The 26,092-nt window shown below is 60.7% G+C and carries 25 protein-coding genes; 13 read left to right on the top strand and 12 right to left on the bottom strand.

All coding sequences use genetic code 11. The features are described 5' to 3' along the window. Positions 1-104 precede the first annotated feature (104 nt). The gene (locus tag L0U82_RS19945; RefSeq protein WP_233837420.1) at positions 105-1,028 is read left to right on the top strand and encodes a hypothetical protein; all 924 of its coding nucleotides are present in this window, start codon (positions 105-107) and stop codon (positions 1,026-1,028) included. Positions 1,029-1,192: 164 nt separating this feature from the next. On the opposite strand, the gene L0U82_RS19940 is transcribed toward L0U82_RS19945, so the two are convergent. Beyond that, positions 1,193-2,011, bottom strand: a complete 819-nt coding sequence (locus L0U82_RS19940) for a class I SAM-dependent methyltransferase (protein ID WP_233833790.1) — start codon at positions 2,009-2,011, stop codon at positions 1,193-1,195. Positions 2,012-2,221: 210 nt separating this feature from the next. Then, the gene (locus L0U82_RS19935; RefSeq protein ID WP_233833788.1) at positions 2,222-2,725 is read right to left on the bottom strand and encodes a hypothetical protein; all 504 of its coding nucleotides are present in this window, start codon (positions 2,723-2,725) and stop codon (positions 2,222-2,224) included. 273 nt (positions 2,726-2,998) lie between these two features. Here L0U82_RS19935 and L0U82_RS19930 point away from each other — a divergent pair, with 273 nt between their 5' ends. Continuing rightward, positions 2,999-3,337 carry a hypothetical protein gene (locus tag L0U82_RS19930; protein WP_233833786.1) on the top strand — a complete coding sequence of 113 codons (339 nt, stop codon included), beginning with the start codon at positions 2,999-3,001 and terminating at the stop codon, positions 3,335-3,337. An 82-nt stretch (positions 3,338-3,419) separates the two neighbouring features. Here the strand turns inward: L0U82_RS19930 and L0U82_RS19925 are convergent, their stop codons facing one another. Further along, the gene (locus L0U82_RS19925; protein WP_233833784.1) at positions 3,420-4,052 is read right to left on the bottom strand and encodes a LysE family translocator; all 633 of its coding nucleotides are present in this window, start codon (positions 4,050-4,052) and stop codon (positions 3,420-3,422) included. 339 nt (positions 4,053-4,391) lie between these two features. Here L0U82_RS19925 and L0U82_RS19920 point away from each other — a divergent pair, with 339 nt between their 5' ends. Beyond that, on the top strand, positions 4,392-4,724 hold the full coding sequence (locus tag L0U82_RS19920) for a YciI family protein (protein ID WP_233833782.1): 333 nt from the start codon (positions 4,392-4,394) through the stop codon (positions 4,722-4,724). A gap of 198 nt (positions 4,725-4,922) precedes the next feature. Here L0U82_RS19920 and L0U82_RS19915 read toward each other — a convergent pair whose 3' ends face one another. Next, on the bottom strand, positions 4,923-5,717 hold the full coding sequence (locus L0U82_RS19915; RefSeq protein ID WP_233833780.1) for an SDR family NAD(P)-dependent oxidoreductase: 795 nt from the start codon (positions 5,715-5,717) through the stop codon (positions 4,923-4,925). 652 nt (positions 5,718-6,369) lie between these two features. Then, on the bottom strand, positions 6,370-7,275 hold the full coding sequence (locus L0U82_RS19910; RefSeq protein ID WP_233833778.1) for a lipid A biosynthesis lauroyl acyltransferase: 906 nt from the start codon (positions 7,273-7,275) through the stop codon (positions 6,370-6,372). 416 nt (positions 7,276-7,691) lie between these two features. On the opposite strand from L0U82_RS19910, the gene L0U82_RS19905 reads away from it, so the two are divergent. Together L0U82_RS19905 and L0U82_RS19900 are read left to right on the top strand one after the other, a co-directional pair. Then, positions 7,692-8,063 carry a YciI family protein gene (locus L0U82_RS19905; RefSeq protein ID WP_233833776.1) on the top strand — a complete coding sequence of 124 codons (372 nt, stop codon included), beginning with the start codon at positions 7,692-7,694 and terminating at the stop codon, positions 8,061-8,063. Further along, positions 8,060-9,331: an RNA polymerase sigma factor gene (locus L0U82_RS19900; protein WP_233833775.1), complete on the top strand. Its 1,272-nt coding sequence runs from the start codon at positions 8,060-8,062 to the stop codon at positions 9,329-9,331. The genes L0U82_RS19905 and L0U82_RS19900 overlap by 4 nt, the downstream gene beginning before the upstream one ends. A 1-nt stretch (position 9,332) precedes the next feature. Here L0U82_RS19900 and L0U82_RS19895 read toward each other — a convergent pair whose 3' ends face one another. Continuing rightward, positions 9,333-12,122 carry an HAD-IC family P-type ATPase gene (locus tag L0U82_RS19895; RefSeq protein WP_233833773.1) on the bottom strand — a complete coding sequence of 930 codons (2,790 nt, stop codon included), beginning with the start codon at positions 12,120-12,122 and terminating at the stop codon, positions 9,333-9,335. Between the two features lie 163 nt (positions 12,123-12,285). Next, entirely contained in the window at positions 12,286-12,774 is a 489-nt protein-coding gene (locus L0U82_RS19890) for an SgcJ/EcaC family oxidoreductase (protein ID WP_233833771.1), read from the bottom strand. Between the two features lie 296 nt (positions 12,775-13,070). Here L0U82_RS19890 and L0U82_RS19885 point away from each other — a divergent pair, with 296 nt between their 5' ends. Continuing rightward, positions 13,071-13,811: a hypothetical protein gene (locus L0U82_RS19885; protein ID WP_233833769.1), complete on the top strand. Its 741-nt coding sequence runs from the start codon at positions 13,071-13,073 to the stop codon at positions 13,809-13,811. A 92-nt stretch (positions 13,812-13,903) separates the two neighbouring features. Beyond that, positions 13,904-14,902 carry an AraC family transcriptional regulator gene (locus tag L0U82_RS19880; protein ID WP_233833767.1) on the top strand — a complete coding sequence of 333 codons (999 nt, stop codon included), beginning with the start codon at positions 13,904-13,906 and terminating at the stop codon, positions 14,900-14,902. 38 nt (positions 14,903-14,940) lie between these two features. Here the strand turns inward: L0U82_RS19880 and L0U82_RS19875 are convergent, their stop codons facing one another. Continuing rightward, a complete protein-coding gene (locus tag L0U82_RS19875) occupies positions 14,941-15,231 on the bottom strand; it encodes a hypothetical protein (protein ID WP_233833766.1) in 291 nt (96 codons plus the stop codon). A 294-nt stretch (positions 15,232-15,525) separates the two neighbouring features. On the opposite strand from L0U82_RS19875, the gene L0U82_RS19870 reads away from it, so the two are divergent. The 3 genes from L0U82_RS19870 (at position 15,526) to L0U82_RS19860 (ending at position 17,537) form a co-directional block, all read left to right on the top strand. Beyond that, positions 15,526-16,353, top strand: coding sequence for a class I SAM-dependent methyltransferase (locus L0U82_RS19870; protein WP_233833764.1), 828 nt, complete (start codon positions 15,526-15,528; stop codon positions 16,351-16,353). A 116-nt stretch (positions 16,354-16,469) separates the two neighbouring features. Continuing rightward, positions 16,470-17,120, top strand: coding sequence for a glutathione S-transferase family protein (locus tag L0U82_RS19865; RefSeq protein WP_233833761.1), 651 nt, complete (start codon positions 16,470-16,472; stop codon positions 17,118-17,120). Between the two features lie 12 nt (positions 17,121-17,132). After that, positions 17,133-17,537, top strand: coding sequence for a muconolactone Delta-isomerase family protein (locus L0U82_RS19860; protein ID WP_233833759.1), 405 nt, complete (start codon positions 17,133-17,135; stop codon positions 17,535-17,537). Between the two features lie 198 nt (positions 17,538-17,735). Here the strand turns inward: L0U82_RS19860 and L0U82_RS19855 are convergent, their stop codons facing one another. Next, on the bottom strand, positions 17,736-18,944 hold the full coding sequence (locus L0U82_RS19855) for an MFS transporter (protein WP_233833757.1): 1,209 nt from the start codon (positions 18,942-18,944) through the stop codon (positions 17,736-17,738). 137 nt (positions 18,945-19,081) lie between these two features. Here L0U82_RS19855 and L0U82_RS19850 point away from each other — a divergent pair, with 137 nt between their 5' ends. The 3 genes from L0U82_RS19850 to L0U82_RS19840 all read left to right on the top strand — a co-directional run bounded on the left by L0U82_RS19850 (position 19,082) and on the right by L0U82_RS19840 (position 23,693). Beyond that, positions 19,082-20,047 carry a GlxA family transcriptional regulator gene (locus tag L0U82_RS19850; RefSeq protein WP_233833755.1) on the top strand — a complete coding sequence of 322 codons (966 nt, stop codon included), beginning with the start codon at positions 19,082-19,084 and terminating at the stop codon, positions 20,045-20,047. A 189-nt stretch (positions 20,048-20,236) separates the two neighbouring features. Continuing rightward, positions 20,237-20,530 carry a hypothetical protein gene (locus L0U82_RS19845; RefSeq protein WP_233833753.1) on the top strand — a complete coding sequence of 98 codons (294 nt, stop codon included), beginning with the start codon at positions 20,237-20,239 and terminating at the stop codon, positions 20,528-20,530. A 1,072-nt stretch (positions 20,531-21,602) separates the two neighbouring features. Then, positions 21,603-23,693, top strand: coding sequence for a hypothetical protein (locus L0U82_RS19840; RefSeq protein ID WP_326489750.1), 2,091 nt, complete (start codon positions 21,603-21,605; stop codon positions 23,691-23,693). 199 nt (positions 23,694-23,892) lie between these two features. Here the strand turns inward: L0U82_RS19840 and L0U82_RS39740 are convergent, their stop codons facing one another. From L0U82_RS39740 to L0U82_RS19830, 3 genes are all read right to left on the bottom strand, one after another. After that, positions 23,893-24,015 carry a hypothetical protein gene (locus L0U82_RS39740; protein WP_267929662.1) on the bottom strand — a complete coding sequence of 41 codons (123 nt, stop codon included), beginning with the start codon at positions 24,013-24,015 and terminating at the stop codon, positions 23,893-23,895. 323 nt (positions 24,016-24,338) lie between these two features. Continuing rightward, the gene (locus tag L0U82_RS19835; RefSeq protein ID WP_233833751.1) at positions 24,339-24,914 is read right to left on the bottom strand and encodes a UbiX family flavin prenyltransferase; all 576 of its coding nucleotides are present in this window, start codon (positions 24,912-24,914) and stop codon (positions 24,339-24,341) included. Between the two features lie 12 nt (positions 24,915-24,926). Beyond that, positions 24,927-26,018 (bottom strand): porin, encoded by a 1,092-nt coding sequence (locus L0U82_RS19830; RefSeq protein WP_233833749.1) that lies wholly within the window; start codon positions 26,016-26,018, stop codon positions 24,927-24,929. Between the last annotated feature and the right edge of the window lie 74 nt (positions 26,019-26,092).

The following is a 26,092-nucleotide window of genomic DNA, read 5'->3' as shown; positions in this document are numbered from 1 at the left end:
TTGCCCATTCGCGTCAGCGCCGGCAACGCCACCTCGGACGTCGAAGTCGCCATCGGCAAGCGACACGGTATGCACGGATGGCCGCCTGCGCGGGCCTGCTTGCGATGCTGTCGCCGTGTGCATCGCAAGCCCAGTCCACGCCGGGTCAACCACCGGGCAATACTGTGATCCTCGGCAACGTGAAGCAGCACGCCGACGCCGTGCTCGCGATCATGACCTATACGACCGTACCCGACGTGACGACCAGTAACCTGTCGATCAACAGCGCCGGCACCGGCAACCCCGGCTTCGGCCAGACCCAGTTCGGCGGCGGCTTCACGCTCAGCAAAAAGTTTCCGCTGTATCTGGAAGGCACGCTCGCCTACAGCCGTTACGATCCGATCTTTATCGCGACGAATGGCGCGCAGCAGCGTTCGGTGCCGACGAAATGGAACACGTTCAGCAGCACGGTCGGCATCGGCTGGGATTTCCCGATCACCGACGAGCTGGTATTCCGTCCGATCCTCAACGGTACGATTGGCCGCGTGTCGAGCGATCTGAAAATCGGGCAAACGATCTTCAACGAGCGAGCCGGCACCGACCTGCAGTTTCTCGAAAACGGCTCGCTGAACGCTTACGGCTATGGCGGCTCGCTGATGCTCGACTACGAGCATTACCGCGAGAACTATGAAATCGATGCGGAATTGCGCGCCACCGACATCTATCTACGCAGCTTCGGCAGTTCGTCCGCGGGGGTACAAGGTTCGGCGATGGCACAGCAGATCAGCCTGTGGACACGCTGGCGCGCGCCGACCGGCTGGCATGCGCTCGATCGGCCCATCCGCTATGTGCTCGAAGCCGCGTACTCGCACTATTTCGGCGACAGCGCCGGCGTGCTGGGATTCAACGACCTTGCGTCAGTAGGCGTCGGGCTGGAACTCGACAGCAGCAAATATCCGGTCATCGTCACCCGCACACGCGCGATGGTGCGATACGTGTTCGGCAACAACGTGCATGGCGTGTCGTTCGGGTTTGCGATGAGCTTCTAGACGTTACGCGCGGAGCGGCTGCGCGGCCGCCTGATCCGGCCATGCCGCGGGCGGCGCATCGCCGACACGCATCGGCAAGCGCCGCGTGATCCCGACGCACCCATGTTTCCCCTGTACCAGCAACGTAGCGGACGAGCGTTCAGCCTCGACCTTCCGGCAAGGCTTCAGCGCTGGACGATAACCACGTGTGCCTGGATCTTTCCGTCGACCGGCCCCGTACCGAATCGCCTGGCGATCGCAGCCACGGCCGCTGACGTAGCGTCCTCAAGACTTGCTCCAGAACGGGCATCAATTTCGTTGCGCAAGGGCGTTCCCTGGCAATACGCTATGGCTGGCACGCGAGCCGATACGGCTCGGCTACGCGCTGCAATCGTCTCGATGCGTGATGCCGCACTGAAGCCCGCATCCGCGATGTCGCGCGAAATCATCTGCCGGTCGAAGTAGCCATGCGGCGTGCGTACCATGAAAAGAGGTGGGTCCGCGGGGAAGAGGTCGGTAAGCGCCGCCGTGACGGTATTGGCAAACTCGCTTTCCTCGATGCGATCCCAGACGTTGAACAGCAGCCAGCCGCCGCGTCGGAGTACGCGCCGAGCTTCGGAAAACGCGCGCGTTTTGTCCGGGAAAAACATGGTCCCGAACTGGCAGACGACGACGTCAAAACTCGCGTCGTCGAACGGCAACCGGGCTGCATCTGCCTGTTGCCACGTTACCGGCCTTGCGGTGCCGATCGCCGCCGCCCGATCGAGCATCGGCTGATTCAAGTCAGTCGCAACAAGGTCGACATGTGTGGGCAATGCATGTGCCATCGCGCGGGTCACTACGCCAGTGCCGGCTGCGGTCTCAAGTACGCGTGACGGATGAAGCGCGGCCACCCTCTTCGCGAGATCCGCGGCGTAGGGTTCGAAGATCAGCGGAACAAGGTGACTGTCATAGATATCGGGGATCGAGCCGGCGAAGCGAGTGTCGTTACCAAAGTTGGCCATGGCGCCTCCTTGCTTGTCTTACGGAAATCTTAGACCTGGGGGGCAGATTTATCAGTCATGTTGCTACCTATGCTCCGATGCACTTCGGGCGTATGCGGGAGATCGTTTCAGAAGATCGTCAGTAGAACGGTTCCGGCTAGTAACAGTCAGTCGAGAAGCCGTTGAAACTGAACGAATTGCGAATCCCGGGAACGACGTGGCCCCGTATTGTCAACGGTCACTGTGCAGCCAGAAATGGATCTGAGCACCGCCTTTACGAAGCAGCGCCGATCTAAGCAGGCCCATGCCTTTCAGACGATTGAATAGCTCAAAATAAGCCTGCTCTAGTTCTTCCCAGGTGTCATATTGCTCGGCGACCCCGTTTGTTCCAGCGCAAAACAGAGCTCCACTCGGCTTGCCAGCTGGAGGGTCTGAAGTCCAGGCACCAATCAATGGTGCCTTCCAAAGCGTGCCCTTGATGGATCCCAGTGTCTGGCGTGCACCCTCCGCTTCGGGAATGAAACGGACCAGCTTACGATTATGATCGTCGACGTATAGTCTGCCGCACGACACACATTGATAGCAATGCCGCACGAATGTCTGATCGATCCGCCCGAGGGTTTGACTTGACTCGGCAAAATCCTCCCAATCTTGATCGGCCACTAGATGGGCCTTATGGGGAAGATAGTCGGTCTGGTCGACAATGGCCACACCACAAACACAACCGATTTTCATTGACGTAGCTCGCTAAGCTCAGGCGTGAGGCATTATGGCGTAGCGTTGTCGTGGATGACCGCTTTCGGCGGCGATGGATGTCTCCTCCGGGTCAACCTCAGCCGCTCCTCATCGGACCGTGTTCGGCCAACAATGTGACGGCTCCGGAAGCGTCGCCGCGACGCGCAGGCGTCGGCTGCATCTCCAAAGCGGCCATCCGGTCGATTTCTTGAGCTTTACTCCCGGCTGCCGCAGAAACGATGTCATCGTTCGATGTTCGGGTATGGATTCGATATGCACCTACCAGGTCTTTTGCTGCTCCCATTTCACGTGTTCGAGAGTGGGAGAATTGCAGCTGGCATCATCGTTTCGATTGCCTATGTCGCCATGCTTTCCGTATTCGGCGCGACAATTTACGAGATTTTCAACTTCGTAGGCGTGACTCCCCGAGTTGGCGAGGCCAATGTGACAAAGCGCATTGCTCCTGTACATTGGGAATGGCAAAGCCGGGGGCGAGCCATCATGCGGGTCTACGTGCAGGACTATGAAGTCCTTGATTTGCTCATCAACGGTCGGAAGATTTACCCCGTAGACACAAATCCGTCGAAGGACCGCTTGAATCCGCGGCCATGAACGGACATTCGATTGAGCGGCCTTGATCAGCGACAATTTCTGCTAGCGAGACCGAAATGAAGAATGCCTTGGCTTCCGGTCTTCAGTTACGGCTCGCAAGTGCAAGTCTCGCTGCCAATCCAGCGAAAACCGACGCAAGCAAATATTGAGGAGCTCGCGAGCGACTGCGTCGGCAAGCCCATAGCTGGCTAAGTCGATTTGCGAAGAGAATGACGACACCGTTCACGACCAGACCGATGCAGTTGAGCACTGTCGCCAGCGTCAGGATCTGAAAGGCCACTGCCCCATCCTGAGGGCGCACGAATTGCGGGAACAATGCAAGGACGAACAACGCCATCTCCGGATTGAGCAGGTTGGTCAGCAACCCCTGCCTAAAAATCTTTCGGGTGGGAAACCGAGCTTCATACCTTTCCGGTGTGCTCAGGACGGGAGACGCGCGAAAGGTCTTCCATGCAAGATAGAGCAAGTAGGTCGCGCCAGCGAACCGGACTACATCGTAGGCAATTGGAACTGCGAGAAACAGCCGGGACAATCCGAACGCTGCTGCCATTGCGTGACAGTAGGTTCCCACCAAAATTCCCGCAAGCGATGCAAAGCCGGCAGAGCGCCCTTGGCTAACGGTCCGCGACGCTATCAGTAGCATGTCCGGACCAGGCGTCATTGTAAGAGCGGCACAGGCGCCCGAGAAGAGTCCGAGTGTAGTAAGGCTGAGCATGAGATCCCTTTTGTTGGCGGCACAAAAGGGATCTCAGTTTAATGAACGAATGTTGAGGGGGTCAATCAGTCTGACTGGCCGATTTCCGTCATGCCGTCAGTCCGCTCAGGACCGGTTTATGCTCTTTTGCATGATAGGCAGCGCCTGCGGCGATCGCTCCGCTTGATCGTCGTGCGCTTCCCGGCCGCGAGCGGAAGGTCGATACTCGCAGCCAAATCGTCGACAATTCGCCACATGGTGCTGCATTACCTTGATTTGGCAAGTGCCGTTTGGGACAGCATTGAACCAGTCCCCTGGTCGGAGTTCGCCAGGGGGAGCCCTCACAAGGGAGACTGATACATGCCTAAATTCGTAACGATCGGGTACGGCGACCGCGAAGGATACGACCGTACCGATGCGCGCGTTCGAGATGCAGCGCACGCGCATGACGCACAGCTCCTCGAATCAGGGGTATTGATGGGGATCGCTGGCACACCCGTTCAGGTTCGAAACCCCAATGAGGGAGGTGTCGAGACCAGGGCCGGTCCTTTCATGTCTTCCTCGTTGCCGGTAGCTGGCTTTGCCATAATTGAAGCCGCCACATTGGCGGAGGCGCTGGAGATTGTGTCGACTACGCCGTGTGCCGTCGCATACGGCGTAGTCGAGGTGTGGCCGCTCGAGCAAACACAATAAGCGCGCTAGCGCACTGGCCTCGTTCTGCCATGGAATTGGCGCGTGAATTTCGAACAACAGCTAACGACAATCTTCGAGGCCTCGCCTGGTTGCGCGAGGTCGCGAACGCGCTTCCACCATCGGCCAACCTTTCCTCGGAAGTTGCCATGCCACTACCGCTCGTCAATGGGCGAAGCCGCCGGGGGAGAATCGGCCTTATTACGACCAGCCACCCGTCACCATGACATCCTCCGACGTGATCATGCGGCTGTCGTCGGCCGCGAGGAAGAGCGCCATGCGCGCGAGATCGCCGGGCTCCATTTCCTCGTCGATGCACTGGCCGCGCCGTATCTCTTCGCGGCCTTCGTCGGTGAGCCACAGGTTGCGCTGCTTCTCAGTCAACACCCAGCCCGGCACGAGCGTGTTCACGCGGATCCCATACGCGCCGAGGTCCTTGGCGAACCCGCGCGTCAGGCCCTGTACCGCCGCCTTGCTCATTGCGTAAACCGGGAACTGGCTGCTCTTGAGCATCCAGCAATGCGAGCCGAGATTAATGATCGAGCCCGCGCGTGCGGCCTTCATATCCTCGACCACGGCCTGCGCTGCGAACAACTGATGCCGCACGTTAACTGCAACGCCTGCATCGAACGACTCAGGCGTAACGTCGGCGAGCGTGTGGCGGCGATCGTTCGCCGCGTTGTTCACGAGCACCTCGATCGGTCCGAATGCAGCCCGCACTTCGGCGATGGCCGCGTGCAACGCGGGAATGTCGGTGACGTCGCAGGCGACGAAGAGCGGTTTATGGCGCGCGTTACCGAGCGATTCGGCAAGAGCTGTTCCCGCGTTCGTGTCAATGTCGAGAAAGCCCACACGTGCGCCTTGCGCAACGAAGTGCTCGACGAACGAAGCACCAATGCCACTCGCGCCGCCCGTAATGAGCACGACCCGGTCGACCAGGCTGGGATAGCTCGCGTAACGTGCTTGTCCCGAATATTTTTCGGTAGAAGTTGCCATTCACATCCCGTATTGATTAATCGCTGCGACGACGAGACCGGCTGTGCGCCATGCGAGGTTTCTTATGAGCTAAGCAGGTCCGGCTTCGTGGCGTCCGCCCGTCTGACGCCCAGATGACGCATTGTCTACGAGAAGGTGGCGATCCGCAAAGACGTGCTCGTCGTCGTGCGTTTCGAATACAACGCCGCCGAGCAAGCGACATGGGGCCAGTGGTCAAGCTGATGGACGACCCGCTGCGCCTCGGGGCCGGCCGGCAGCCCGCGAAAGATGGATTTTCAAACCCGAAGCGGCGTTTGTAGGCTCCGCCGCAATAAGAAAACGTCTGGCTATCCAGGAGAGCCCGTCGCGTCTTGCGCTCTTGCACGATGTCCAGTGAACGCACCTCGGCGTTGTCATGAGGTCGTCCCTTGGCAAACAGTGGCGGCGTTTGAACGATCGCTCTGGAGAAATGTGGCCGTCCGCGGTGGGTCGAACTTAGCCGGAAGCGTCGGATCGGGTTCGGTCATGAGCGGCCATACGCTCGAGTATTCGGACGGACACTCAACCGTCCGGTCCACTCAGATAGCGGACCTATGCCTGTCAGTCACGCTCACCGCGTTACCTCACGGAAGCACACAACCAAGAATGGTTTCATGCCTTACGGACGGTGTGCTCAGTACACGCCTGGTATGCCCGGGGGACGATTCTTGAAGCGTCGATGTACCCAGTAATATTGCTCTGGACACTGATTGATCTGCGTCTCAAGAAACTCATTCATTCGGCGCGCGTCGATCGTCTCACTTTCTGAAGGAAATTCGCTGAGCGGCTCAAAGATGGTCAGCTTATATCCGCGGTAATCGGGCAATACTTCAGTCACGAATGGTACAACCCGCGCATGGGCCAGTCGGGCAAGGCGCGAAACCGAAGTGAGCGTGCACGCGGGGACGCCAAAAAACGGCACAAAAACGGAGTTGTGTATGCCGTGGTCCATATCGGCAGCCAGCATCACTGGTTTGCCTGACCGAAGTAAGCCGACAATCTTTCTGGCGCTTGTCGAACGTTCAATCATCTCGGCGCCAAATCTGCCGCGTTGCCGCTTGGCCAGATTGCAAAGGCGCCTGTTTGACATGCGCGTATAAAGTGAGGCGGCGGGCAGGCGCGTTGAGTAGAGTATGCAGCCGACCTCGATGCTCACGAAATGGAAGCCCAGAAAGATGGTTGGTGGAGCATTCCTGTCTTCCAGATCGATTCGACTTTCGATGTGCACCAGCTTCTCTATCCTCTGCGCGCTGCCAAACCATTGAATGCCTCGTTCGAAATAGCTTCGAACGACGTGGCGAAAATGGTTTTTAGCAAGGTCGTCGTACTCGCACTCGCTCTTGCCCGGAAAACAGAGACGCAGATTGACGAGAGCGATATGTTTTCGGGAACCTGGAAGTGCATATAACGCCGCCCCAAGCGCGCTGCCGAGCCTTGCGACGAGCGCATAGGGAAGAACCGCGAAGACGCGCAGCACCACCACAACCAAGACATAGCCCAATCGCCGCAAGAGTCTCCCCCGCTCGTGAGAATCGCTCATCGCGACTCGGAAAAATATGAATACTTACGGATGTCTAGCAACGTCCTAGAGCCTGGCGGCGTCGTATGGAATGCGCGCGCAGGATAGCGATGACGGAGAAGTATCGCACGCACTACTTTGTGACGGGCTACCCAAGTGGGCGCGCCAAGGGTTCTCCCTGGCGAAAACAACTGCGCATAGCCAGCGAGCGCTCGCACCACCAATAGACCACTAGGCGGCCGGTCTACTATGAAAGCCGCCGCCGAGTTCGCATGGGGGCGACGGCAGAACCGGGGCGGCTCAAACTCGGCTATCCTCGCCAGAATTGTCGGGATTCCACTATTTTTTCGCCCCCTTGTCCGTCGGCCCATCTTCCGAGCGTCATTGAAATGGCGGCTCGGTGCAATCCACCGCCTCAACCCATGACGGAGGCTCATATGCAATACCTGTTGATGATCTATTCGGAAGAATCCGGCTGGAACAAGATGACCGACGCCGAGCGCCAGCAAGGCGTCGCCGCGTATCAGGCGTACACCGAATCGCTGACGAAGGCGGGCGTGCTGGTCGGCTCCAACCGCTTGCAGCACACCAGCAACGCGACCACCGTGCGGCTCGTCGACGGCAAGCCGCAGGTGCTCGACGGACCGTTTTCCGATTCGAAAGAGCAACTGGCCGGCTACTACCTGATCGACGTGCCCAACCTGGACGCGGCGATCGCGTGGGCGTCGCGCTGTCCTGGCGCCGCGCATGGGCAGATGGAAGTGCGCCCGATCTGGGTTGCGTGTGCCGATGCGCGCTATACCGCATGAGTTCGGCCGGCGGCGAGCGTGACGCCGACGCCGCCGCGCACGCGGTGGCCGAAGCAGTCGCTCGCCGCAGCTACGGCAAGCTCGTCGCGCTGCTGGCGATGCGCACGCGCGACGTCGCCGCCGCCGAAGACGCTTTAGCCGACGCGTTCGCGGCCGCGCTCGCGGACTGGCCGGCGCGCGGCTGCCCGGCCAATCCCGAAGCATGGCTGATGACGGTGGCGCGCCGCCGGGCGATCGACGGCGCGCGCCATCGCCGGGTCGGCGACGAAGTGACGAATCAGTTAGCGATCCTCGCCGACGAAATCGACGAACGCGACGCCGGCGCATTGCCCGATCAGCGGCTCGCGTTGCTGTTCGCCTGCACGCACCCCGCGCTCGAACTCGCGATTCGCACGCCGCTGATGTTGCAGGTCGTGCTGGGGCTCGACGCGAAGACGATTGCGTCGGCGTTCCTGATGTCGCCCGCCGCGATGAGCAAGCGCCTCGTGCGCGCCAAAACCAAGATCCGCGAGGCCGGCATTCCGTTCAACGTGCCCGAACGCGAGGAGTTGCCCGAGCGTCTCGCCGCGGTGCTGGAGGCCGTCTATGCGGTGTACGCGGAAGGCTGGACCGATCCGCTCGGCGGCGATACCGAACGCCGAGATCTCGCCGGCGAGGCGCTGTTTCTCGCGCAACTGCTCGCCGAGTTACTGCCCGACGAACCCGAGTCGCTGGGCCTGCTCGCGCTGATGCTGTACGCGCAGGCGCGCTGCGCCGCGCGCCGTAACGCGGCTGGCGACTACGTGCCGCTGTCGGCGCAGGATCCCGCGAGCTGGAACGCGCCGATGATCGACGCCGCCGACGCACTGCTGCGGCGCGCCAGCGCGTTCCACTCGATCGGACGCTTCCAGCTCGAAGCCGCGCTGCAGTCGGCGCATATCTATCGCTGCCGCACGCAGCGGCCGAACTGGGCCGAGATCGTGCAGCTCTACGATGCGTTGTTCGCGATTGCCGCGTCGCCGGTGGTCGCGGTCAACCGTGCACTCGCGCTGGCGGAACGGGACGGCCCGCGGGCGGCGCTCACCGCGCTCGAACCGTATGCGGACGATCCCCGGCTCGCCGACTATCAACCGTACTGGGCCGCGCGCGCCGATCTGCTTGCGCGCGCCGGCGCGACGGCCGAAGCGCTCGGTGCCTACGATCTCGCGATCGGCCTCGAACGCGATCCGGCGGCGCGGAGATTCCTGCAGCGCAGACGCATGGCGCTATCGACGGCTCCAGGCAGCTAGACTAGCTCCTGGAGCCGTGCGAAGCGGTCATATGCATCGCCTCGCCCGCCTGCTGCGACGTCACCCTGTGCCGCAACGCGGGTATCGAACGAATAACGAGCTTCTCGACCTCTACGACGAGGAAGAACACGCATCCTCCGGCGATGAGCCACCCCCACGCCGACAACGGCAACCCCTCGGTATCGAAGATCGCATTGAACGGCAGCGCGTACGTGAACAGCAGTTGCAGCACCACGACGCCGGCGATGCCGTACCACAGATAACGATTGCCCATGTGCGCGCGCACCGACAACGACGAGTCGAGCAGATAGCGGATGTTGAGCAGATAGAACACCTGGCCGAGCGTGATCGCGTTGACGGCAGCGGTGCGCGCCATCGGGTCCGATGCGCCCTGCGCCTTCATCCAGAAGAACGTCGACAGCGTATAGAGCACGAGCGCCGCGCCGACGAACAGAATGCGCCAGATGCCGAAGCGCGTGACGATCGGCCGGTCGATCGCACGTGGCGGCCGGCGCATCACGTCGGCCTCGTGCGGCTCGAACGAAATGGTCAGGCCGAGCGCAACCGATGTGATCATGTTGACCCACAGAATCTGCGGCGCGGTGATCGGCAGCGTGAACGCGAACAGGATCGCCACCGCGATCACCGCGCCCTGGGCGATGTTGGTCGGCAGCATGAACAGCATCGCTTTCTCGATGTTGTTGTAGACCGTGCGCCCTTCCTTCACGGCCGCCGAGATCGACGCGAAATTGTCGTCGGCGAGGATCATCCCCGCTGCCTCCTTCGTCACCTCGGTGCCCTTGATACCCATCGCGACGCCGATGTCCGCCTTCTTCAGCGCGGGCGCGTCGTTGACGCCGTCGCCCGTCATCGCGACGATCTGGCGATTGGCCTGGATCGCCTTCACGAGCCGCAGTTTGTGCTCGGGGCTCGCGCGCGCGAACACGTCGACGTCGCGCACGCATTCCTGCAACGCCGCGTCGTTCATCGCCTCGATCTCGGTGCCGGCGACTGCCGTCCTGCCATCGCCGATACCCAGCATTCTCGCGATGGCCGCCGCGGTGATCTTGTGGTCGCCGGTGATCATCGTCACGCGGATGCCGCCGCCATGGCATTCGCGCACGGCGTCGATGGCTTCCTTGCGCGGCGGGTCCATCAGGCCCACGAGGCCGAGCAGCACGAGGTTGCGCGGCAGGTCGCTGGGCCCGAGGCCGTCCGTCGCGACTGCGGGCTGCGCCTGCCACGCGAGCCCCAGCACGCGCTCGCCTTGCGCGGCGAGCCGGTCGCCCGCTCGTGCGAAATGGTCGCGGTCGAGCGGCACCGCGCCGTGCGCGGTCTGCTGCCGGTCGCAATGGTCGAGGATCACTTCCGGCGCGCCCTTGACCAGCAGCATGTCGCCGTCCGCCGTACGGTTCAGCGTCGCCATGAACTTGTGCTCGGACTCGAACGGGATCGCGTCGACTCTCGGCGCGGCTGTGGTCTCCGCTGCACGGTCCATGCCCAGCTTCGTGGCGAACGGATAGAGCGCGCCTTCGGTCGGGTCGCCCTCCACTTTCCATTTGCCGTCCGCTTCGAACAGTTCGGCGTCGTTGCACAACAACGACACGTGGCCCATCCGCAGAAGCACCTCCGGCGCCGCGGCGAGCGGCTTGCCGTCGACGCTGACTTCGCCCTCCGGCGCGTAGCCGTTGCCGGTCACCGCATAGCCCGCTTCCGCCGTCACGACGGAGGTCACCATCATCTCCATCAGGGTCAGCGTGCCGGTCTTGTCCGAGCAGATGCGCGACACGGCGCCGAGCGTTTCGACCGCCGGCAGGCGGCGAATAATCGCGTTGCGCTGCGCCATGCGCTGCACGCCGATGGCCAGCGTAATCGTGATCAGCGCCGGCAGACCCTCGGGAATGACCGACACCGCGATCCCGACGATCGCCTGGAACAGCTCGACGAAGCTCATGTGCCCGAGCCAGTGTCCCCACGAGAACAACAGCACGCTGACGACGCCGATGACCGCCGTGATCACATAGCCGAACTTCTTGATCTGCCTCAGCAGCGGCGTTTCGAGCACGCTGACTTCGGCGAGCATCTGGTTGATCCGGCCCAGCTCCGTCTGACTGCCGGTCGCGACGACGATACCGGTTGCGCGGCCGGACAGCACCATCGTGCCGCAGAACGCGATGTTCTCGCGGTCGCCGACCGTCGCCTTCGCGGCGACCGGCGCGGTGCCCTTCTCGGCCGGCACGGATTCGCCGGTGAGCGCCGCTTCCTCGGTGCGCAGGTTTCTCGTTTCGACCAGCCGCATGTCCGCCGGAATCCGGTCGCCCGATTCAAGCAGCACGATGTCGCCCGGAACCAGATCTTCGGCGGGAATCAGACGCACTGCGCCGCCACGCAGCACGCGCGCGTCTGCCGACAGCATGTTGCGAATCGAATCGAGCGCTTTCTCCGCGCGGCCTTCCTGCAGAAAGCCCAATAGCGAATTGAGGATCACGACGGCGAGGATCACCGAGCCGTCGAGCCACAGGCCCAGCATGAATTTAACGAAGCCGGCCGCGAGCAGCACATAAATGAGGATGTTGTTGAGCTGCGCGAAAAAGCGTGCGACCGGCCCCTTCTTTTTACCTTGCGGCAGACGGTTCGGCCCGTAAGTGCCGAGCCGCGTGGAGGCATCCGCGGCATCGAGACCCTGCGACGGATCCACGTTGAAATGCCGCTCGATTTCGGCGGCCGGTAACGCATGCCACGGACTATCGCTCGCGCCAGAAGCGGCGGCATCGACTGCGACTGAACTCATCCTCGTCTCTCCCGGTTCGGCGTGACGCGCCGTACTGGTCGCAATTTTTTGATAATAGGTCAGACGAGATCAGGTACCGCGAATATTTCACGGCGTGGGTTCGTCGCTCATAGCGGGCGTTTGCGGGAAAAAAGTGGCTGTGTGCAATCGCTGACGCACTGCGTCATGGCTTTTCTGGCATTGCCGACGAGTGATGGCTCGTAATCAGCCATTGCGCGCCATCCCAATGATACGTGTACGTGTAACGAGCCTTCACCACCGTACCGGTTCTGGCGAACGTGAACGTGTAGAGCCCAGCGTCCACGGCTGAATTGCACCCCAGTTCGATGTAGCGGAAATCGATCTTCCCGGACGGGCGGTCCTGCAGGAAATGGCGGAAATAGTCTTCCTTCTCGGCGACGGTCACGCGCGGCTGGTTCGACACCGTCGCCAGAAGAATCGACTGCTGCGCATAGTTGGCGACCACCTTGTGCGGATCGCCGGTTTGCAGCGACGCATTCCAGCGATCGAACAACGCCGCGATCTCCTGCTCCGAGGTGGCCTTGCAGGTTTCCGTACGCGCTGCCGACGCACCGTTCGACGTGCCCTGATTCGCGGCACATCCGCACAGCGCGATCACGAGGACTGCAACGACAGCGATAGATGCCTTCATGGCGGCTTCTCCAGCAGGGGAGAAAAGCAGAACGCATGAAGTATGGTTTGCACCGCATGGGTTCGCTATGTCGAATTGCCGGCTTCTGGTCGGAAGCGAACACGAGGCCGCGCTGCAAGCGACAACACGGCTGACGTAAACGCCGACAAAATTGGCGTTTATGACCGTACCGGCCGTCGCGACCCCTCGCTACACTGAGCCTCATCGTATGTTCGCAAGGCGCTGGATAGATGAACCACCTCCCGTGGCGAAGCGACACAACACGCCTTGAATCAGGCACGAATGAGGACGCATAGATGCAAGAACTCGTGAAGTTGGCCATCGAAGCTCATGGCGGGCTCGAACGATGGGCTCAGATACGGCAGATATCCGCGGCTTTCACCGCTTCGGGACTCGGCTTCAAACAAAGGGGACCGAATGGGGAAGCCGTCGCGGCGCTGCCCATGCGGGTTATCGTCGATGCTCGCGAGCAGAAGACGATCTTCGAGCCGTTCGCGGCGGTTGATCAACGAGGCGTTTATCGTCCGCGTCGCACCGCGATCGAGTCATTCGACGGCAAGCTCGTCGAAGCACTCGACGATCCTCGCGAATCGTTGAAACAGTTGGCGTCGGGAAGCGCGTGGAGTACGCCTCAGGTGCTGTACTTTCTCGGTTACTCGCTGTGGATGTACTTGACCTTGCCGTACTCGTTCCTGCACGACGGCATGCAATGCGAGGAAATCGAACCGCTCGCGCAGGGCGACGAAACGTGGCGCGCATTGCAGGTGACCTACCCCGCTTCGTATCCATCGCATTCGACGCAACAGATCCACTATTTCGACGACAACGGGCTGATGCGCCGGCAAGACTACACGGTCGATGTTCGCCAGAACCTGGGGGCCGCGCATTACATCGACGGTCATCGGAACATCGACGGACTCGTGTTTCCCACGCGGCGCCGCATTTATGCGCGTGGTCCCGATGGTGGCCCGCGGAAGGACAAGCTCCTTATTTCCGCCGACTTCGACGACTTCGAGCTGATTCGCGCGGCTTCCTGAACGCGTCGATTTTCCATTTCCATGCGTAAAAGAGACCGCATGCTGATGTCCCTCGTCCATTGCACTGGATGCGAAGCCAGCAAGGAACGCTCATGGATCTGCTCATGGACCTGGTGAGCCGGCTGCTTACGTTGATGCCCGTCACCGGCACGCTCGATACACATTGTCAGTTCGGCGCGGCGTGGCGTATCGATGGCCGCGCCACCGTCGGGCGCGAGATCGCATGGCATGTGCTGCTTTCAGGCACCGCAATACTCGAAGACGATGACGGACCGCTGGTGCGAATGGAAGCGGGCGATGTCGTGTTGTTTCCGGCGGGCCGAGCGCATGTGCTGCACGACGGCAGCGGAAAGGCCGCGAGCGCGCCGATATTTATTCAGGAAGCCGGCTTTGGCGTCGCCCGTAACGGCAGCGATAGCGCCAGCGGCGCGGCGGCGGAGCTATTGTGCGGACGCTTTCTGCTGCCATCCGCGCCGCGGCAGTTGCTGAGGGAATACTTGCCGGAGCGAGTGCTCGTCCGTGGCAGGTCACTCACTTCGGTACTGCCGGTGGACGATCAGCTCGCCCGCGTGATTCAACTGATGCACGAAGAAGTCGCGCGACGCAGGCCGGGCTGCAAAGCCGTCATCAATCACCTGTGCGGCGCATTGTTCGTATTGGCACTTCGTTTCGCGAGCAACGATCTCGACGCCCCACGGAGTCTGCTCGCGCTGACGAACCAGCCGCATCTGCGGCCGGCCATCGACGCGATGTTCGATGAGCCCAGCAAACCGTGGACCCTGCCCGATCTGGCCGCGCTATGCCGCCAGTCGCGCGCGACGTTCATGCGGAATTTCAACGAGGCGAGCGGCAGATCCGCGAGCGACCTGCTGATGGAAATCCGCATGGCGATCGCCGCGCGTTGCCTCGCTCAGACCGAACTCACGATTGGAACGATCGGCATGGAAGTGGGTTACTGGTCGAAGGCGGCATTTCATCGGGCGTTCAAGCGCTATGCCGGTGTCACGCCCGCGCAGTGGCGACAGACTTACGCCGACGAACATCCCGCTTCACGTCGGACGATGATCCGGCAGGAAGTCGCATCCGCGTGAGCGCCGGCAAAATCTCCGGCGCTCATCGTGCTACGCGTTTATTTGTTCGCGATCAGCATGCCAAGCGGCGCAAGCGGGCCAACCGGCAAAAATTCGTAGGTCATCAGGCCGTCGGCGACCAGCGGCAGCGCATTCAGCGTTGCCTTGGCCTGCTCGACCGATTCGACGTTCATCAAAAAGATCGGGCCGGCTTTCTCGCGAAACCAGAACTGCTCGACCTTACCGTCGAGGTACAGCTTGAGCGTGGCCGGAACTTCATGCGGCATATGCTGCTGAATCTTTTCCGGGGTAAGGGCCGGCGTGGCCGATGCGATGGCAAAAACTTTCATCAATGATCTCCGTGATTGAGCAACGTTCGTTGCGATGGACAACGAGATCACTTTAGTCTTCGGGCCGTAAAAGCTGTACCGTCATAAACGACAACTTTGTCATTGTTTACGCCAGGCGTATTTCTTCCGTTCGGACACCGCAATCGGCTCGGCGCAAATGCCCTCAAAATTGTCGTTATCGCCTGTTTCGCTTGCGAATCGCGCGCCGTAGACTCGATCACGGATATCGCCCTGTCAGCGCGCACGAGCGCGAACATAGGGTCGTCGTTGTTGAACCGGAAAGCGGAGAAAAGCATGAGTAAAGAAGCAAACGTGAACCCACACTACGAGCGCGGCAGTCTGGTCGAGCGCCTCGAAGCCGCCCTCGCGGCAGACGGGTTCGACACCAGGCCGCCACGCCCCGAAGACCTTGCAGCACTGGATCAGTTTCACTCGCGCGGCCTCGACGCGACCGTGGAACTCGCGCAAGCGCTCGATCTCGACAGCACGACTCGCGTGCTCGATATCGGCTCGGGTCTCGGTGGACCGTCGCGCTATCTCGCGGCCACTTACGGCTGCAACGTGCACGGTATCGACCTCAGCCAGTCCTTCGTCGATGCCGCGACTTTTCTCGCCGCCAAAACCGGCCTCGGCGATCGGGTCAGCTATCAATGCGCGAATGCGCTGTCGCTTCCGTTCGAAGCGGAAGCCTTCGATGTCGCATGGACGCAGCACGTCGCGATGAATATCGCCGATCGCGCGACGCTCTACAGCGAAGCATTCCGCGTGCTGCGCCCCGGCGGCCGATTTGCGATCTTCGACGTGGTCGCCGCATCGGATGAGCCGTTGCACTATCCGGTGCCGTGGGCGCCCGGGCCCGAAACGAGTTTCGTCGTGACGGTGGAGCGGATGCGTGACGTACTGCTTGAAGCCGGCTTCAGCATCGCGTCCTGGACCGACTCCACTGCCGCCGGCCTCGCGTGGTTCGCGCAGCGACGCGAACGCGAACAACAGCAGGCCATGCCCGCACTCGGCCTTCACGTCGTGATGGGCCCGGGATTTCGCGAGATGACCGGCAACCTTGCCCGCAATCTGCGCGAAGGACGAGCGGCGCTGATTCAGGCTATTCTGCTCAAGCCTTGAAGCGTTGAGGCCTTGCCGAATGCATTCGGTACATCAGACACGCAAGTGAATTTCCCATCCAGAGAGCGGAGCATGCAGACAGTCGAACGATTCGAATATCTATTGAAGGAGCGGGTATGAGCGTCCATCAACAAGGCTCGACCTCCGTCCTTGAACTTCACGGCGCAAGGACCGGCAACTGTCTGCGCGCAGCTATCGCGCTGAACGAAGCGGGTCTGTCGTACCGCATCCATCACGTCGACCTTCGCGGTGGAGAACAACGCAGCGAGCCGCATCTTGCGCTCAATCCGCGCGGCAAGGTGCCGGTGCTGGTCATCCCCGCCACGCTCGCGACTCCGATGCGGGTGATCACTCAATCGAATGCGATCCTTTTTTACGCCGCTGAACATTCGGGCGGCCGGCTGCTGCCGGCCGAAGGCAACTGGCAGCGCACCACGGCGTTGGAAGCGTTTTTCCACTTCACGACCGACGTCATCGCGCTGAACGGCGCCGCCTTCGGCCTGCAGAAGCAAGGTCACGCCGATGCGGCGGCCGAGCTGACCGATCGATACCTCGCGGCGATCGACGCGTCGGAATGCCTGCTGAGCGACGCTGGGTTCATGGGCAGCGATGATTTCTCGATTGCGGACATCGCCGCCTTCACGATCATTCAGGCCGTCAACACGCATGTAGCGTGGACACGGCTGCCACGTCTGTCGGCCTGGCGCGACCGGATCGCCGAGCGGCCCGCTGTTCGCGATGGAACGCGGGCATTCGATAAAACCTGAGGAGCTATTTCGATGAAAGTTGCTTTTGCTCGCGGCATCGCCGCACTGGGTCTGTTTTTTCTGGCCTCCACTTCCGGGTTCGCGCAGTCCCTTGCGACCTCACCCACTACGCGGATTCTCGCCATCGGTACGATCAACCCGGGCGTCGATCCGGCCCAGGTGCGCGCGATCCTGCCCACTGAAGTTCGCAAGACGGTCGATCTCTATCTGGAAGGGAAAATCGATCAGTGGTACGCGCTTCAGGGACGCATGGGTGTGGTGTTCATCCTGAACGTGACCGACGAAGCCGCCGCTCGCGACATGCTCGAACGGCTGCCGTTGGGCCAAGCTCACCTGATGAGCTTCACACTGTCGCCGCTCGCTCCGCTGACGCCGTTGCGGGCATTGCCAGGGATGGCTGAGAGTCCATCGCAGTGAAGCGGGGATGGGCGTATCTAAGCACGTAGCCGGTACGCCCGATTCTTCCGATTGCATGTAGACACGCTTCACAGTCCACTGGCGCGCATTCCGGATTTGCATCGGTGGACTTTTGCCTCATCAAAGCTTCGTGACGGCTAACCAGTCATGAACCACATCTATTTCGCGGATGCCGTCAGCCCACAAACGAGCGCCTGCCTATGCAGGCTCCGATGGCGTAGCGACAGCAGCTATCGAACGCTGGGCAGCGGTATCCGCGCGATGAACCGCCGCGATCTTCCGTGCCGCGAGTTCCGACGTAACCAATGCCGCGGCGACGAAAATCGCGCCCACGTACCCCAGCTTATGCGCGCCGACCAGTTGAATGCCGGCCGCGCCGATGACACCCGCGGCCGTCGCGCCGAGGAACGTCGCGGAATTGTTCAGGCCCAGCAGAATCGGCGCCACCGTCGGCGCGATATGGATGATGCGATGTTGTTGAGGCACGAGGATAGCCCAGCCGCAACCGCCCCACAGGATGATGATGGGCAGCGCCGTCCACGGACTGGCACCGGCCCAGCGCACCATCAGGAAGTCCACGAACACGATGGCCAGCAACGCGATCAATACGCGGCGCGTGCCGACCCGATCGATCAGCCGGCCGACGATGATGTTGGACACGACACCCGAGAGCCCCCACGCGACCAGTGCGGCGCTCAGTATCGCCGGATTGCCGCCGATGGCCCGATCGAATACCACTGCAAAATAGGTGTAAACCGTGAAGACACCGGTGAAGAACAGCAACGTCGAGATGAGCGTCAGGCCGACGCGCGCATCCGCGAGAGGCGCGAGCCGCTTTGCCATCGAGATCGGCGGCAGCTTGGGTATCTCGGACAGCAGAGTCGCGACACCAAGGCCCGACATCGCGGCGAGCGCCGCGACGTAAATCATCGTCCAGTGCCAGTTGCCCAGACCGCCGATGATCGTGCCGATAGGCGCGCCCGTTGCAGTTGCAACGGTCAATCCGGTCAACACGACTGCGAGCGCGATTCCTCTGCGCTCCGGCGGCACGATCATCGGTGCCGCGCCCATTGCGGTCGGCGAGAACATCGCTGCGCCGAGGCCAGCGAGAGCCCGTGTCGCCAGCGCAAAGCCAAAGCTCGGCGCGAACGCGGTGCCGAGATTGGCGATGACGAACAGCGTCAGCGCAATCAGCAACAGACGCTTGCGCGGAACGCTCGCGGCCAGCGTGGCAAGCACCGGCGAAAGTATCGCGTACGCGACGGAATAGACGGTCGTCATTTGTCCCGCGGCGCCGATGCTCACATCGAAACTGCGTGCAATCTCAGGCAATACGCCGGCCATCACAAAACTGTCCGTGCCGAGTGCGAACATACCGAGAGCTAAAACCAGTAATCGTCGATCCATTTGAAATCCTGTTGGCGTCAAGCTTCATCACAGACGCTGCGATGAACGTCTGTTGCGATGTGTAACGGGCTTGAGTGTAGTCACCGGTCCCTGTAGCTGCTACAGTCACAAACGCCAACTTTGTAGGTATTCACGCCATGCACATTGTCGTCCTCGCCCTCAACGGACTCTTCGATACAGGGCTCTCCGTCACGCTCGACGCCTTCGGCGCGGCCAACAAACTGTCGGCCAAATTGATGGGCGGAACGCCTCACTTCGACGTCACGATCGTCGGCGTACGGAAGCGTGTGCTGTCGCACCAGGGCATGGTGATACCCGTGCAGCCGATCGTCCCCGATCTGAAGCCCGAGTGGGTCATCGTTCCTGCGTTGCCGCCCAAAGCGCCGGACGAGTTGATCGCCGCGCTCGAACGGCCGGACACGGTTCGCGCGATGACGCAGCTGGTGCAATGGCAATCGGAAGGCACGCGTGTCGCCGCTTCGTGTGTCGGGACTTTCATTCTTGCGGAAGCGGGGCTGCTCGATTTCCGCGAATCGACAACCAACTGGTCGCTCGCGCCGTTCTTTCGGCAGCGCTATCCGAACGTTCAGCTCGACGAATCGCGCATGCTGGTCCCCACTGACATCGGTGTGACAGCCGGCGCGGCAATGGGACATCTCGATCTCGCGCTGTGGTTGATCCGCTCGGTCAGCCCCGAACTGGCGTCGCTCGTTTCGCGCTACCTGCTCGCCGATATACGTTCATCGCAGGCGCCTTACATCATTCCGAATCACCTCGCTCAGGCCGACCCGCTGATTCAACGCTTCGAGCAGTGGTCGAGGAAAAACCTCAAGTCGGGCTTCTCGCTGCAGGACGCCGCGAGCGCGCTCGCAACCAGCTCGCGTTCGTTGCAGCGGCGCTGTCAGGAGGTGCTGGGCAAATCGCCGCTCGCGTACTTTCAGGACCTGCGCGTCGAGCACGCACAATCGCTGCTTCGCAGCGGCCGTCTCGATCTGGAATCGATCGCGACCGAGGTCGGTTATGGCGATGGCGCAACGTTGCGTGCGCTATTGCGGCAACGGCTGGGACGTGGGGTGCGTGAACTTCGGGCAGACCTGCTCTGACAATGTGACGCGTGCAATGCATGTTGATGGACTGCGATCTTCTGTTTGCATCTTCCATTTCGAGGCTCGTAACGGCTCCTGATTCGATGGCGTAAACGACCCCAAAGTTGGCGCGGTAGAGGATGGTGGTTTGCAGGTGCGTTGGCTAAAGTCAACTGCCCTAACCCACGCTTCCAAAGGAACGCCCCAATGAAAGTCCTCGCTATTGGTTCGATCGTCAAGCCGGTTTCCGATGAACAACGAAAGAACATCATGCCGAAAGAAGTGCCGGCTACGCTCAGGCACTATCTCGACGGCAAGATCGAGCAGTTCTGGTATCGGCAGGACAAGCCCGGCGTCATCTTTCTGATGAACGTCGACTCGGTCGAGCAAGCCAAGGCCGAACTGGACACACTGCCCCTCGTCACCGAAGGCTTCGCTCAATACGAGATCATTCCCGTTGGTCCGCTCGCGCCGCTGGGTCTGCTGATCCAGGCCATGTAAACGCCATCGACCTGGCGAGCACGCGCTGATCATCCGCTAATGCGGCCCGTCGCCTTCTTGCGGTGACGGGCCGCTTTTCTCTCTGCTTCTTTTTTCAATCGCGGCAACCGTTTTGGCTTAACGTTCGCAATGCTCTGTCAGAGTCGAGACCGGCCGCCGCCGGCCAATTTTATTCTGTGAATTCCTCACTGATGGCGAAAATAAAAACTGTCAGAAACGCACCCGGTGAGAACGCAGCTTTGAAATCAGCATGAAAGTGTCAGAACGATTGTTCTTCAGCGACTCACAGCAAGAATAGAAAAAGTGTCGGAAAAATTTGCGTGAGTCGAAGCATTGTGAATATCTCGACCTGACCCCACTGCGCGACAGGTCGGGTCGCATCGTCGTAGTCCAACAGCAGGTGCTCGTCTCTATGTAGACGGACAACAACGCCTTCGGGCGTTCATCTCTCCAGAGCGGTCGAGCGCGGAAAAAAGTAACCTGCGGCCACGATTTAATCGGAAGAATGAGCCTATTTTCATCGGAGCTCTAAGCTCAAACCCTCTCCCTGCCGACATCCAAGTAGTATCTCTTACCTACCTCAGACGATTAAAGGTAAGCGTTACCGAACCCTTATTTTGTGAATTTATTCGCTTATTGCGGAATGGCATGTCAAGCGAGTGTCGCCCTCGTAATCAGACTCCTCCGACAGGCAGTTCGATAGAAACGCGGCGCGTTGATAAACGTATGGGAGCCGCTATGCAATCGAGTTTCTAATTTGTTGATAAATACCCCTAACTAAATATGCGCTTTTAATGCACAAGAGCCTTATTCAGCTCTAGTGCTTTCCAATTGAATTTAGCCGGGTCTTCCGGCGCGGATTATTTCTGTGATCAATCGACGAAGATTTCTCGGCTGCCTGACGGCAGCGGCAAGCAGTTATGTACTAGTGGCATGCGGTGGCGGTAGTAACAGCGACGCAACAGTCCCTGGCAGCAATAGCGCCGCAGCCACGGCAAAGACCAGCCTGTCCCCCTCACCTAACGGCACGACAACTCCACCGGCGGCATCTATTGTCGATGCCGGTGGCACGGTGTGGACGACCGCCAACGGATTTATCTACCGGAACGGGACAAAGGATTCCGGCTCGTATAACGTCACGATGCTGCTCTGGTACAACGGCAGCGTCTACCAGAAGAACACGAGCGGGCAGTTCTTTCAGTGGTTCGGGTCGGGGTGGAACCAGTCTGTCGATCCGCGCCTCGCTTCGGCCAGCGGCTCGGTTTCGGCCAACGGCACGACAACCCCGCCGGCGTCCGCGATAGTCGATAACTCCGGAGGTGTGTGGACGACCGCCAACGGGTATATCTACAAGAACGGCACAAAAGATCCCGGCTCGTACAACGTCGCGATGCTGCTCTGGTACAACGGCAGCGTCTATCAGCGGAACACTAGCGGGGATTTCTATCAGTGGATCGGCTCGGGGTGGACAGGGGCTTCCAATCCCTGCCTCGGGGCCACGTCGGCCAACGGCACGACAACTCCGCCTGCGGCCTCCATTGTCGACGCCAGCGGCAATGTGTGGATGACCACCAGCGGGTATATCTACAGGAACGGCGTCAAAGACGCCGGCTCGTACAACGTTGCGCTGCTGCTCTGGTACAACAACAGCGTCTATCAGCAGAACACGAGCGGGGATTTCTATAAGTGGCTCGGGACGGGATGGACAGCCGCTGTCGATCCTCGCCTCGCTTCGCCCAACAGCACCGTTTCGGCCAACGGCACGACAACCCCGCCGGCGACGTCCATCGTCGACGCCGCGGGCACTGTGTGGACGACGTCCAACGGATATATCTACAGGAACGGCGTCAAAGACGCCGGCTCGTATAACGTCGCGATGCTGCTCTGGTACAACGGCAGCGTGTACCAGGAAAACACCGGCGGCGATTTCTATCAGTGGCTTGGGTCGGGGTGGACGTCGTGTATCGATCCGCGCCTCGGCGGCACTTCGGCAGATGGCACGATGATTCCGCCTGCCGCGTACATCATCGACAAATCCAGCAACATCTGGACGCTGTCGAACGGCTCTATCTACAAGAACAAGGTCAAGGATCCGTCCTCCTCCAACGTGAGCCTGCTGTTGTGGTATGGCGGCATGATCTTTCAGTCGAGCACGAGTGGACAGTTCTCTGTGCTGAGTTGCAACGGCAACTGGTTACCGTGTACGGACCCGCGTATCGCCTCGGCGGCGACGCCGGGTGGGTTCTACGGCATCAACGGACACTACAACTATCCGTTTACGCCCGCTCAGGTTGTCGGCGCGTTGCGCGCGCTCGGGTGCACAACGTATCGCGTCGGCTGCGTCAACACGCCGGTTCAGTTGAACTCGTTGGTGGCGCTCGCAAGCGCTTTCAAATCCGCTGGAATGACGCTTTTCCCGCTCGTCGAGTATGGGCTGCGTGACGCAAACAACAACCTGTACACGAGTGAATCGGCGGCCTATCAGGCTTCATTCGCGGGAGCCGCGGCGATTGCCACGGCACTGGCACCGTATGGCGTCACGATGTACGAGTGCGGCAATGAACTGACCCGCGACAGCGCGATCATCCTGAATTCGGCAACGGCCGGCACGGGCCGCGGCGACTTCAATAACGCGAACTGGCCGATCATGCGCGGCGCGATGCGCGGCATGATCGATGGTGTGAAGTCCGTGCAGCCGAATGCCAAATGCGGCATCAACTTCTGCGTGAACGATGTCGGCGCTTCCGACATGCTCTGGGATGGCCTGCAACCGGATGGAACGAGCGGTTATCCAAAGGTGCGCTGGGACATCACGACGTGGCACAACTATCAGCCGTATGGCGATATCTTCGATCTGGGTACGGACGGCGCGAGTCCAGGCTTCAACCTGCCGATCTACTGCAAGGCGCGTTATGGCGTGCCGTTCATCATCTCCGAGTGGAACGCGAGCCCTGAGAATACCGAAGCGTTCCGCGCGAGCTACGTCACGCAGCAACTCGGCGAATTCTATGCGGCACGTAAGACCAATGCGATTCAGTCGGTGATGTACTACGAGTTGGATAGCGGTGACACCACGTACGGTATCGTCACGGACAGTCTGGTACCAATCCAGCCGACTTACGGTGCGTTCCAGAGTTTCGTCGCGGCGAATCCTGATACTTGAGCTGGTGCCGGCATCGGAGTCGGTTGAAGGGTGCCTTACTGCTGCACGATTGCATGGCCCCAAAGCGCGTATCCGGGAAATTCATCAGATCGCATCGGTTGGCCTGTATGTGACTTGACGATTGCCGCCCGCTTTAACGCTGCGCCGTCACGGTGGCATTCCCCGGATTGCAGCGCTTGTCGCCGAAAACGCAACTGCGCTAGCCCGCTTTCACGTCGAAGGCGGGCGCACGCGGTGCGGCACCGGCCGGCGTGAAACGCGCGAACAGGCGCTGCAGATCATCGGGGAACCACAGCCGCACGCTGGTGATTGGCGCTTCCATGCGCCACGTTTTCCGGTCGACGACGAGGCACGCCCTGCTCGTCTCGATCTGGAGCAATGCCGTCGGGTGCGTTGAGCGCTGCGATCTGATGCTCGGCAACGTGCCACGGAATATGCCGCGGCAACCAGCCCCTTTCGGAGGACTCGAGACGTCAGCACGAATGCCAGGCATAACCGACTACGTATTGCGGTCGCCCGGCATGATGGTTCGAGTGAAGATTTCGAGTCGACGAGGGTGCGGAGCAAACCAACTAAACATCCTCTACAGGAAGCAAAAGCTCACTACGATAGTTTTCTGAAGAAATTGCGACGGGAATTGCCACGCTATTCCTGCTTCCACCGCCTCACGATGTCGGTATCGATATCGAACAGATCAAGCAGGCGTCCCACTGTATGGTCTACCAGCGCCTCCAGTGAGCGCGGGCGCGAATAGAACGCCGGCACGAGCGGTGCGATCACCGCCCCCATGTCGGACAGTTGTAGCAAGGTACGCAGATGGCCGCTATGCAGCGGTGTTTCTCGCACGCCGAGCACGAGCCGGCGGCGCTCTTTCAATACAACGTCGGCCGCGCGGCTCATCAGCGCCCCCGTCACGCCGGTTGCTATTTCGCTCATGGTTCTGACCGAACAGGGGACGATCAGCATGCCCATCGTCCGGAAAGAACCCGACGAAATCGCCGCGCCGATGTCGCCGGACGAGTAGCACACGGACGCCATCCCCCGTACGTCGGCGGACTTGAAATCCGTCTCGTACGTCATCGTCAGTTCGGCTGCCTTACTTAGGATCAGATGCGTCTCGATCCCGGCCTGTCTGAGCACCTCGAGCGCTCGAATCCCGTATGCGACACCTGACGCACCGGTAATGCCGACGACGATGCGTCGCGTTGCCGTGCCGTTCATTGGCTTTCCATGTCAGAAACGCGTGTGCAGGCCAATACGAAATACCGCCTGATTCGGTCCGCTCGATGCCGCGGTGGCACCGAGCAGTCCGTTGATGTTGGCATGGGCTCCGTCGTTTGCACGCTGATACGCGCCGATCGCATAGACCGACGTGCGTTTGGATAGCGCGTAATCGGCGATGCTGGCTATCTCGTTCGAATGCTGGTTCTTGAGCTCACCGTTGCCCTTCTGATACATGTAGCTGAAGCCGAACGACCACATCGGGGTGTAGTGATACATCGCGCCGGCCGAGTATGATGCCGCGGCCGCACCGTTGGCGACATTGCGCACCGTCGTGACCAGCGCCGTCATGAAGACCGGGCCCCACGTGTAGCGCGAACCGACAGCCGCATTGCGGATCGTGACGTCCGGGCCGCCCATCGTACCGATATGCTTGGTGGTCGTGTAGGCGGCGTCGGCCGAGAACGTGCCGTGCTGATAGCTGGTAAAGAAACTCGAACCGTTGCCCGCGCCGATCGAGCCCGCGACGTTACCGAATCCATACATTGCGCCGAAATGAAGGCCGCCGAACTTCGGCGATTCATATCTGACCGAATTGGCGATCGGCGTGCCGGTCAGTCGGCTCCAGTCGAAGCTGCCCGATGGGTTACCGGGGATGGCGAGCCCCGTGAACATGCCGCCAGGATACATATAAAGGTGTCCGGATATTTCGGCTGGCGAATCCTTCACCATGTCGCGCATGAAGTCGTACTGCTCACCGAGCGTCACAGTACCGTAGCGATCGTTTTTCATGCCGACATAGGCGGTCTTCGACCAAAGGTCCTGGCCCGACAGGATGGAGCCTGTGCCGATGACGATCTGGTCGCGCAACATGAAGATGGTTTTCCACCCGCCGCCGATATCCTCGGTACCCGTTAAACCCCAGATGTTCGGGGAATTCTGCCCATCCTTGAACTGCAACGCCGAATGACCGCCCATATTGCTGGTGTAGGTCACGCCGACATCCAGCAAACCGAAAATCGTGACACTGCTTTGGGCATTGGCATGGATCGACGCAATGGCGAGGGCCGCCGCGCAGGCGGCTCTAGTCAACTTCTTTTCCAAGTTAGTCTCCATTTTTCTAATTCTTCGCACCCTGACAGGTGCCGTGCGTTGCGATAGCGCACGTCTTCTTCCTC

The organism is Paraburkholderia sp. ZP32-5 (assembly GCF_021390495.1).
Classification (GTDB): domain Bacteria; phylum Pseudomonadota; class Gammaproteobacteria; order Burkholderiales; family Burkholderiaceae; genus Paraburkholderia.
The sequence above is the reverse complement of the archived record's forward strand: the minus strand, read 5'-3'. Positions and strand labels throughout refer to the sequence as shown.

What these genes read in the sequence shown, in the direction of transcription:
- L0U82_RS19875 (WP_233833766.1), bottom strand. Translation starts at nt 15,231, where the DNA reads ATGAAAGTTTTTGCCATCGCATCGGCCACGCCGGCCCTTACCCCGGAA.
- L0U82_RS19910 (WP_233833778.1), bottom strand. Translation starts at nt 7,275, where the DNA reads ATGAGCGATTCTCACGAGCGGGGGAGACTCTTGCGGCGATTGGGCTAT.
- L0U82_RS19900 (WP_233833775.1), top strand. Translation starts at nt 8,060, where the DNA reads ATGAGTTCGGCCGGCGGCGAGCGTGACGCCGACGCCGCCGCGCACGCG.
- L0U82_RS19940 (WP_233833790.1), bottom strand. Translation starts at nt 2,011, where the DNA reads ATGGCCAACTTTGGTAACGACACTCGCTTCGCCGGCTCGATCCCCGAT.
- L0U82_RS19945 (WP_233837420.1), top strand. Translation starts at nt 105, where the DNA reads ATGCTGTCGCCGTGTGCATCGCAAGCCCAGTCCACGCCGGGTCAACCA.
- L0U82_RS19855 (WP_233833757.1), bottom strand. Translation starts at nt 18,944, where the DNA reads ATGGATCGACGATTACTGGTTTTAGCTCTCGGTATGTTCGCACTCGGC.
- L0U82_RS19870 (WP_233833764.1), top strand. Translation starts at nt 15,526, where the DNA reads ATGAGTAAAGAAGCAAACGTGAACCCACACTACGAGCGCGGCAGTCTG.
- L0U82_RS19885 (WP_233833769.1), top strand. Translation starts at nt 13,071, where the DNA reads ATGCAAGAACTCGTGAAGTTGGCCATCGAAGCTCATGGCGGGCTCGAA.
- L0U82_RS19865 (WP_233833761.1), top strand. Translation starts at nt 16,470, where the DNA reads ATGAGCGTCCATCAACAAGGCTCGACCTCCGTCCTTGAACTTCACGGC.
- L0U82_RS19935 (WP_233833788.1), bottom strand. Translation starts at nt 2,725, where the DNA reads ATGAAAATCGGTTGTGTTTGTGGTGTGGCCATTGTCGACCAGACCGAC.
- L0U82_RS19915 (WP_233833780.1), bottom strand. Translation starts at nt 5,717, where the DNA reads ATGGCAACTTCTACCGAAAAATATTCGGGACAAGCACGTTACGCGAGC.
- L0U82_RS19835 (WP_233833751.1), bottom strand. Translation starts at nt 24,914, where the DNA reads ATGAACGGCACGGCAACGCGACGCATCGTCGTCGGCATTACCGGTGCG.
- L0U82_RS19905 (WP_233833776.1), top strand. Translation starts at nt 7,692, where the DNA reads ATGCAATACCTGTTGATGATCTATTCGGAAGAATCCGGCTGGAACAAG.
- L0U82_RS19895 (WP_233833773.1), bottom strand. Translation starts at nt 12,122, where the DNA reads ATGAGTTCAGTCGCAGTCGATGCCGCCGCTTCTGGCGCGAGCGATAGT.
- L0U82_RS19930 (WP_233833786.1), top strand. Translation starts at nt 2,999, where the DNA reads ATGCACCTACCAGGTCTTTTGCTGCTCCCATTTCACGTGTTCGAGAGT.
- L0U82_RS19845 (WP_233833753.1), top strand. Translation starts at nt 20,237, where the DNA reads ATGAAAGTCCTCGCTATTGGTTCGATCGTCAAGCCGGTTTCCGATGAA.
- L0U82_RS19850 (WP_233833755.1), top strand. Translation starts at nt 19,082, where the DNA reads ATGCACATTGTCGTCCTCGCCCTCAACGGACTCTTCGATACAGGGCTC.
- L0U82_RS19925 (WP_233833784.1), bottom strand. Translation starts at nt 4,052, where the DNA reads ATGCTCAGCCTTACTACACTCGGACTCTTCTCGGGCGCCTGTGCCGCT.
- L0U82_RS19860 (WP_233833759.1), top strand. Translation starts at nt 17,133, where the DNA reads ATGAAAGTTGCTTTTGCTCGCGGCATCGCCGCACTGGGTCTGTTTTTT.
- L0U82_RS19920 (WP_233833782.1), top strand. Translation starts at nt 4,392, where the DNA reads ATGCCTAAATTCGTAACGATCGGGTACGGCGACCGCGAAGGATACGAC.
- L0U82_RS19880 (WP_233833767.1), top strand. Translation starts at nt 13,904, where the DNA reads ATGGATCTGCTCATGGACCTGGTGAGCCGGCTGCTTACGTTGATGCCC.
- L0U82_RS39740 (WP_267929662.1), bottom strand. Translation starts at nt 24,015, where the DNA reads ATGGAAGCGCCAATCACCAGCGTGCGGCTGTGGTTCCCCGATGATCTG.
- L0U82_RS19890 (WP_233833771.1), bottom strand. Translation starts at nt 12,774, where the DNA reads ATGAAGGCATCTATCGCTGTCGTTGCAGTCCTCGTGATCGCGCTGTGC.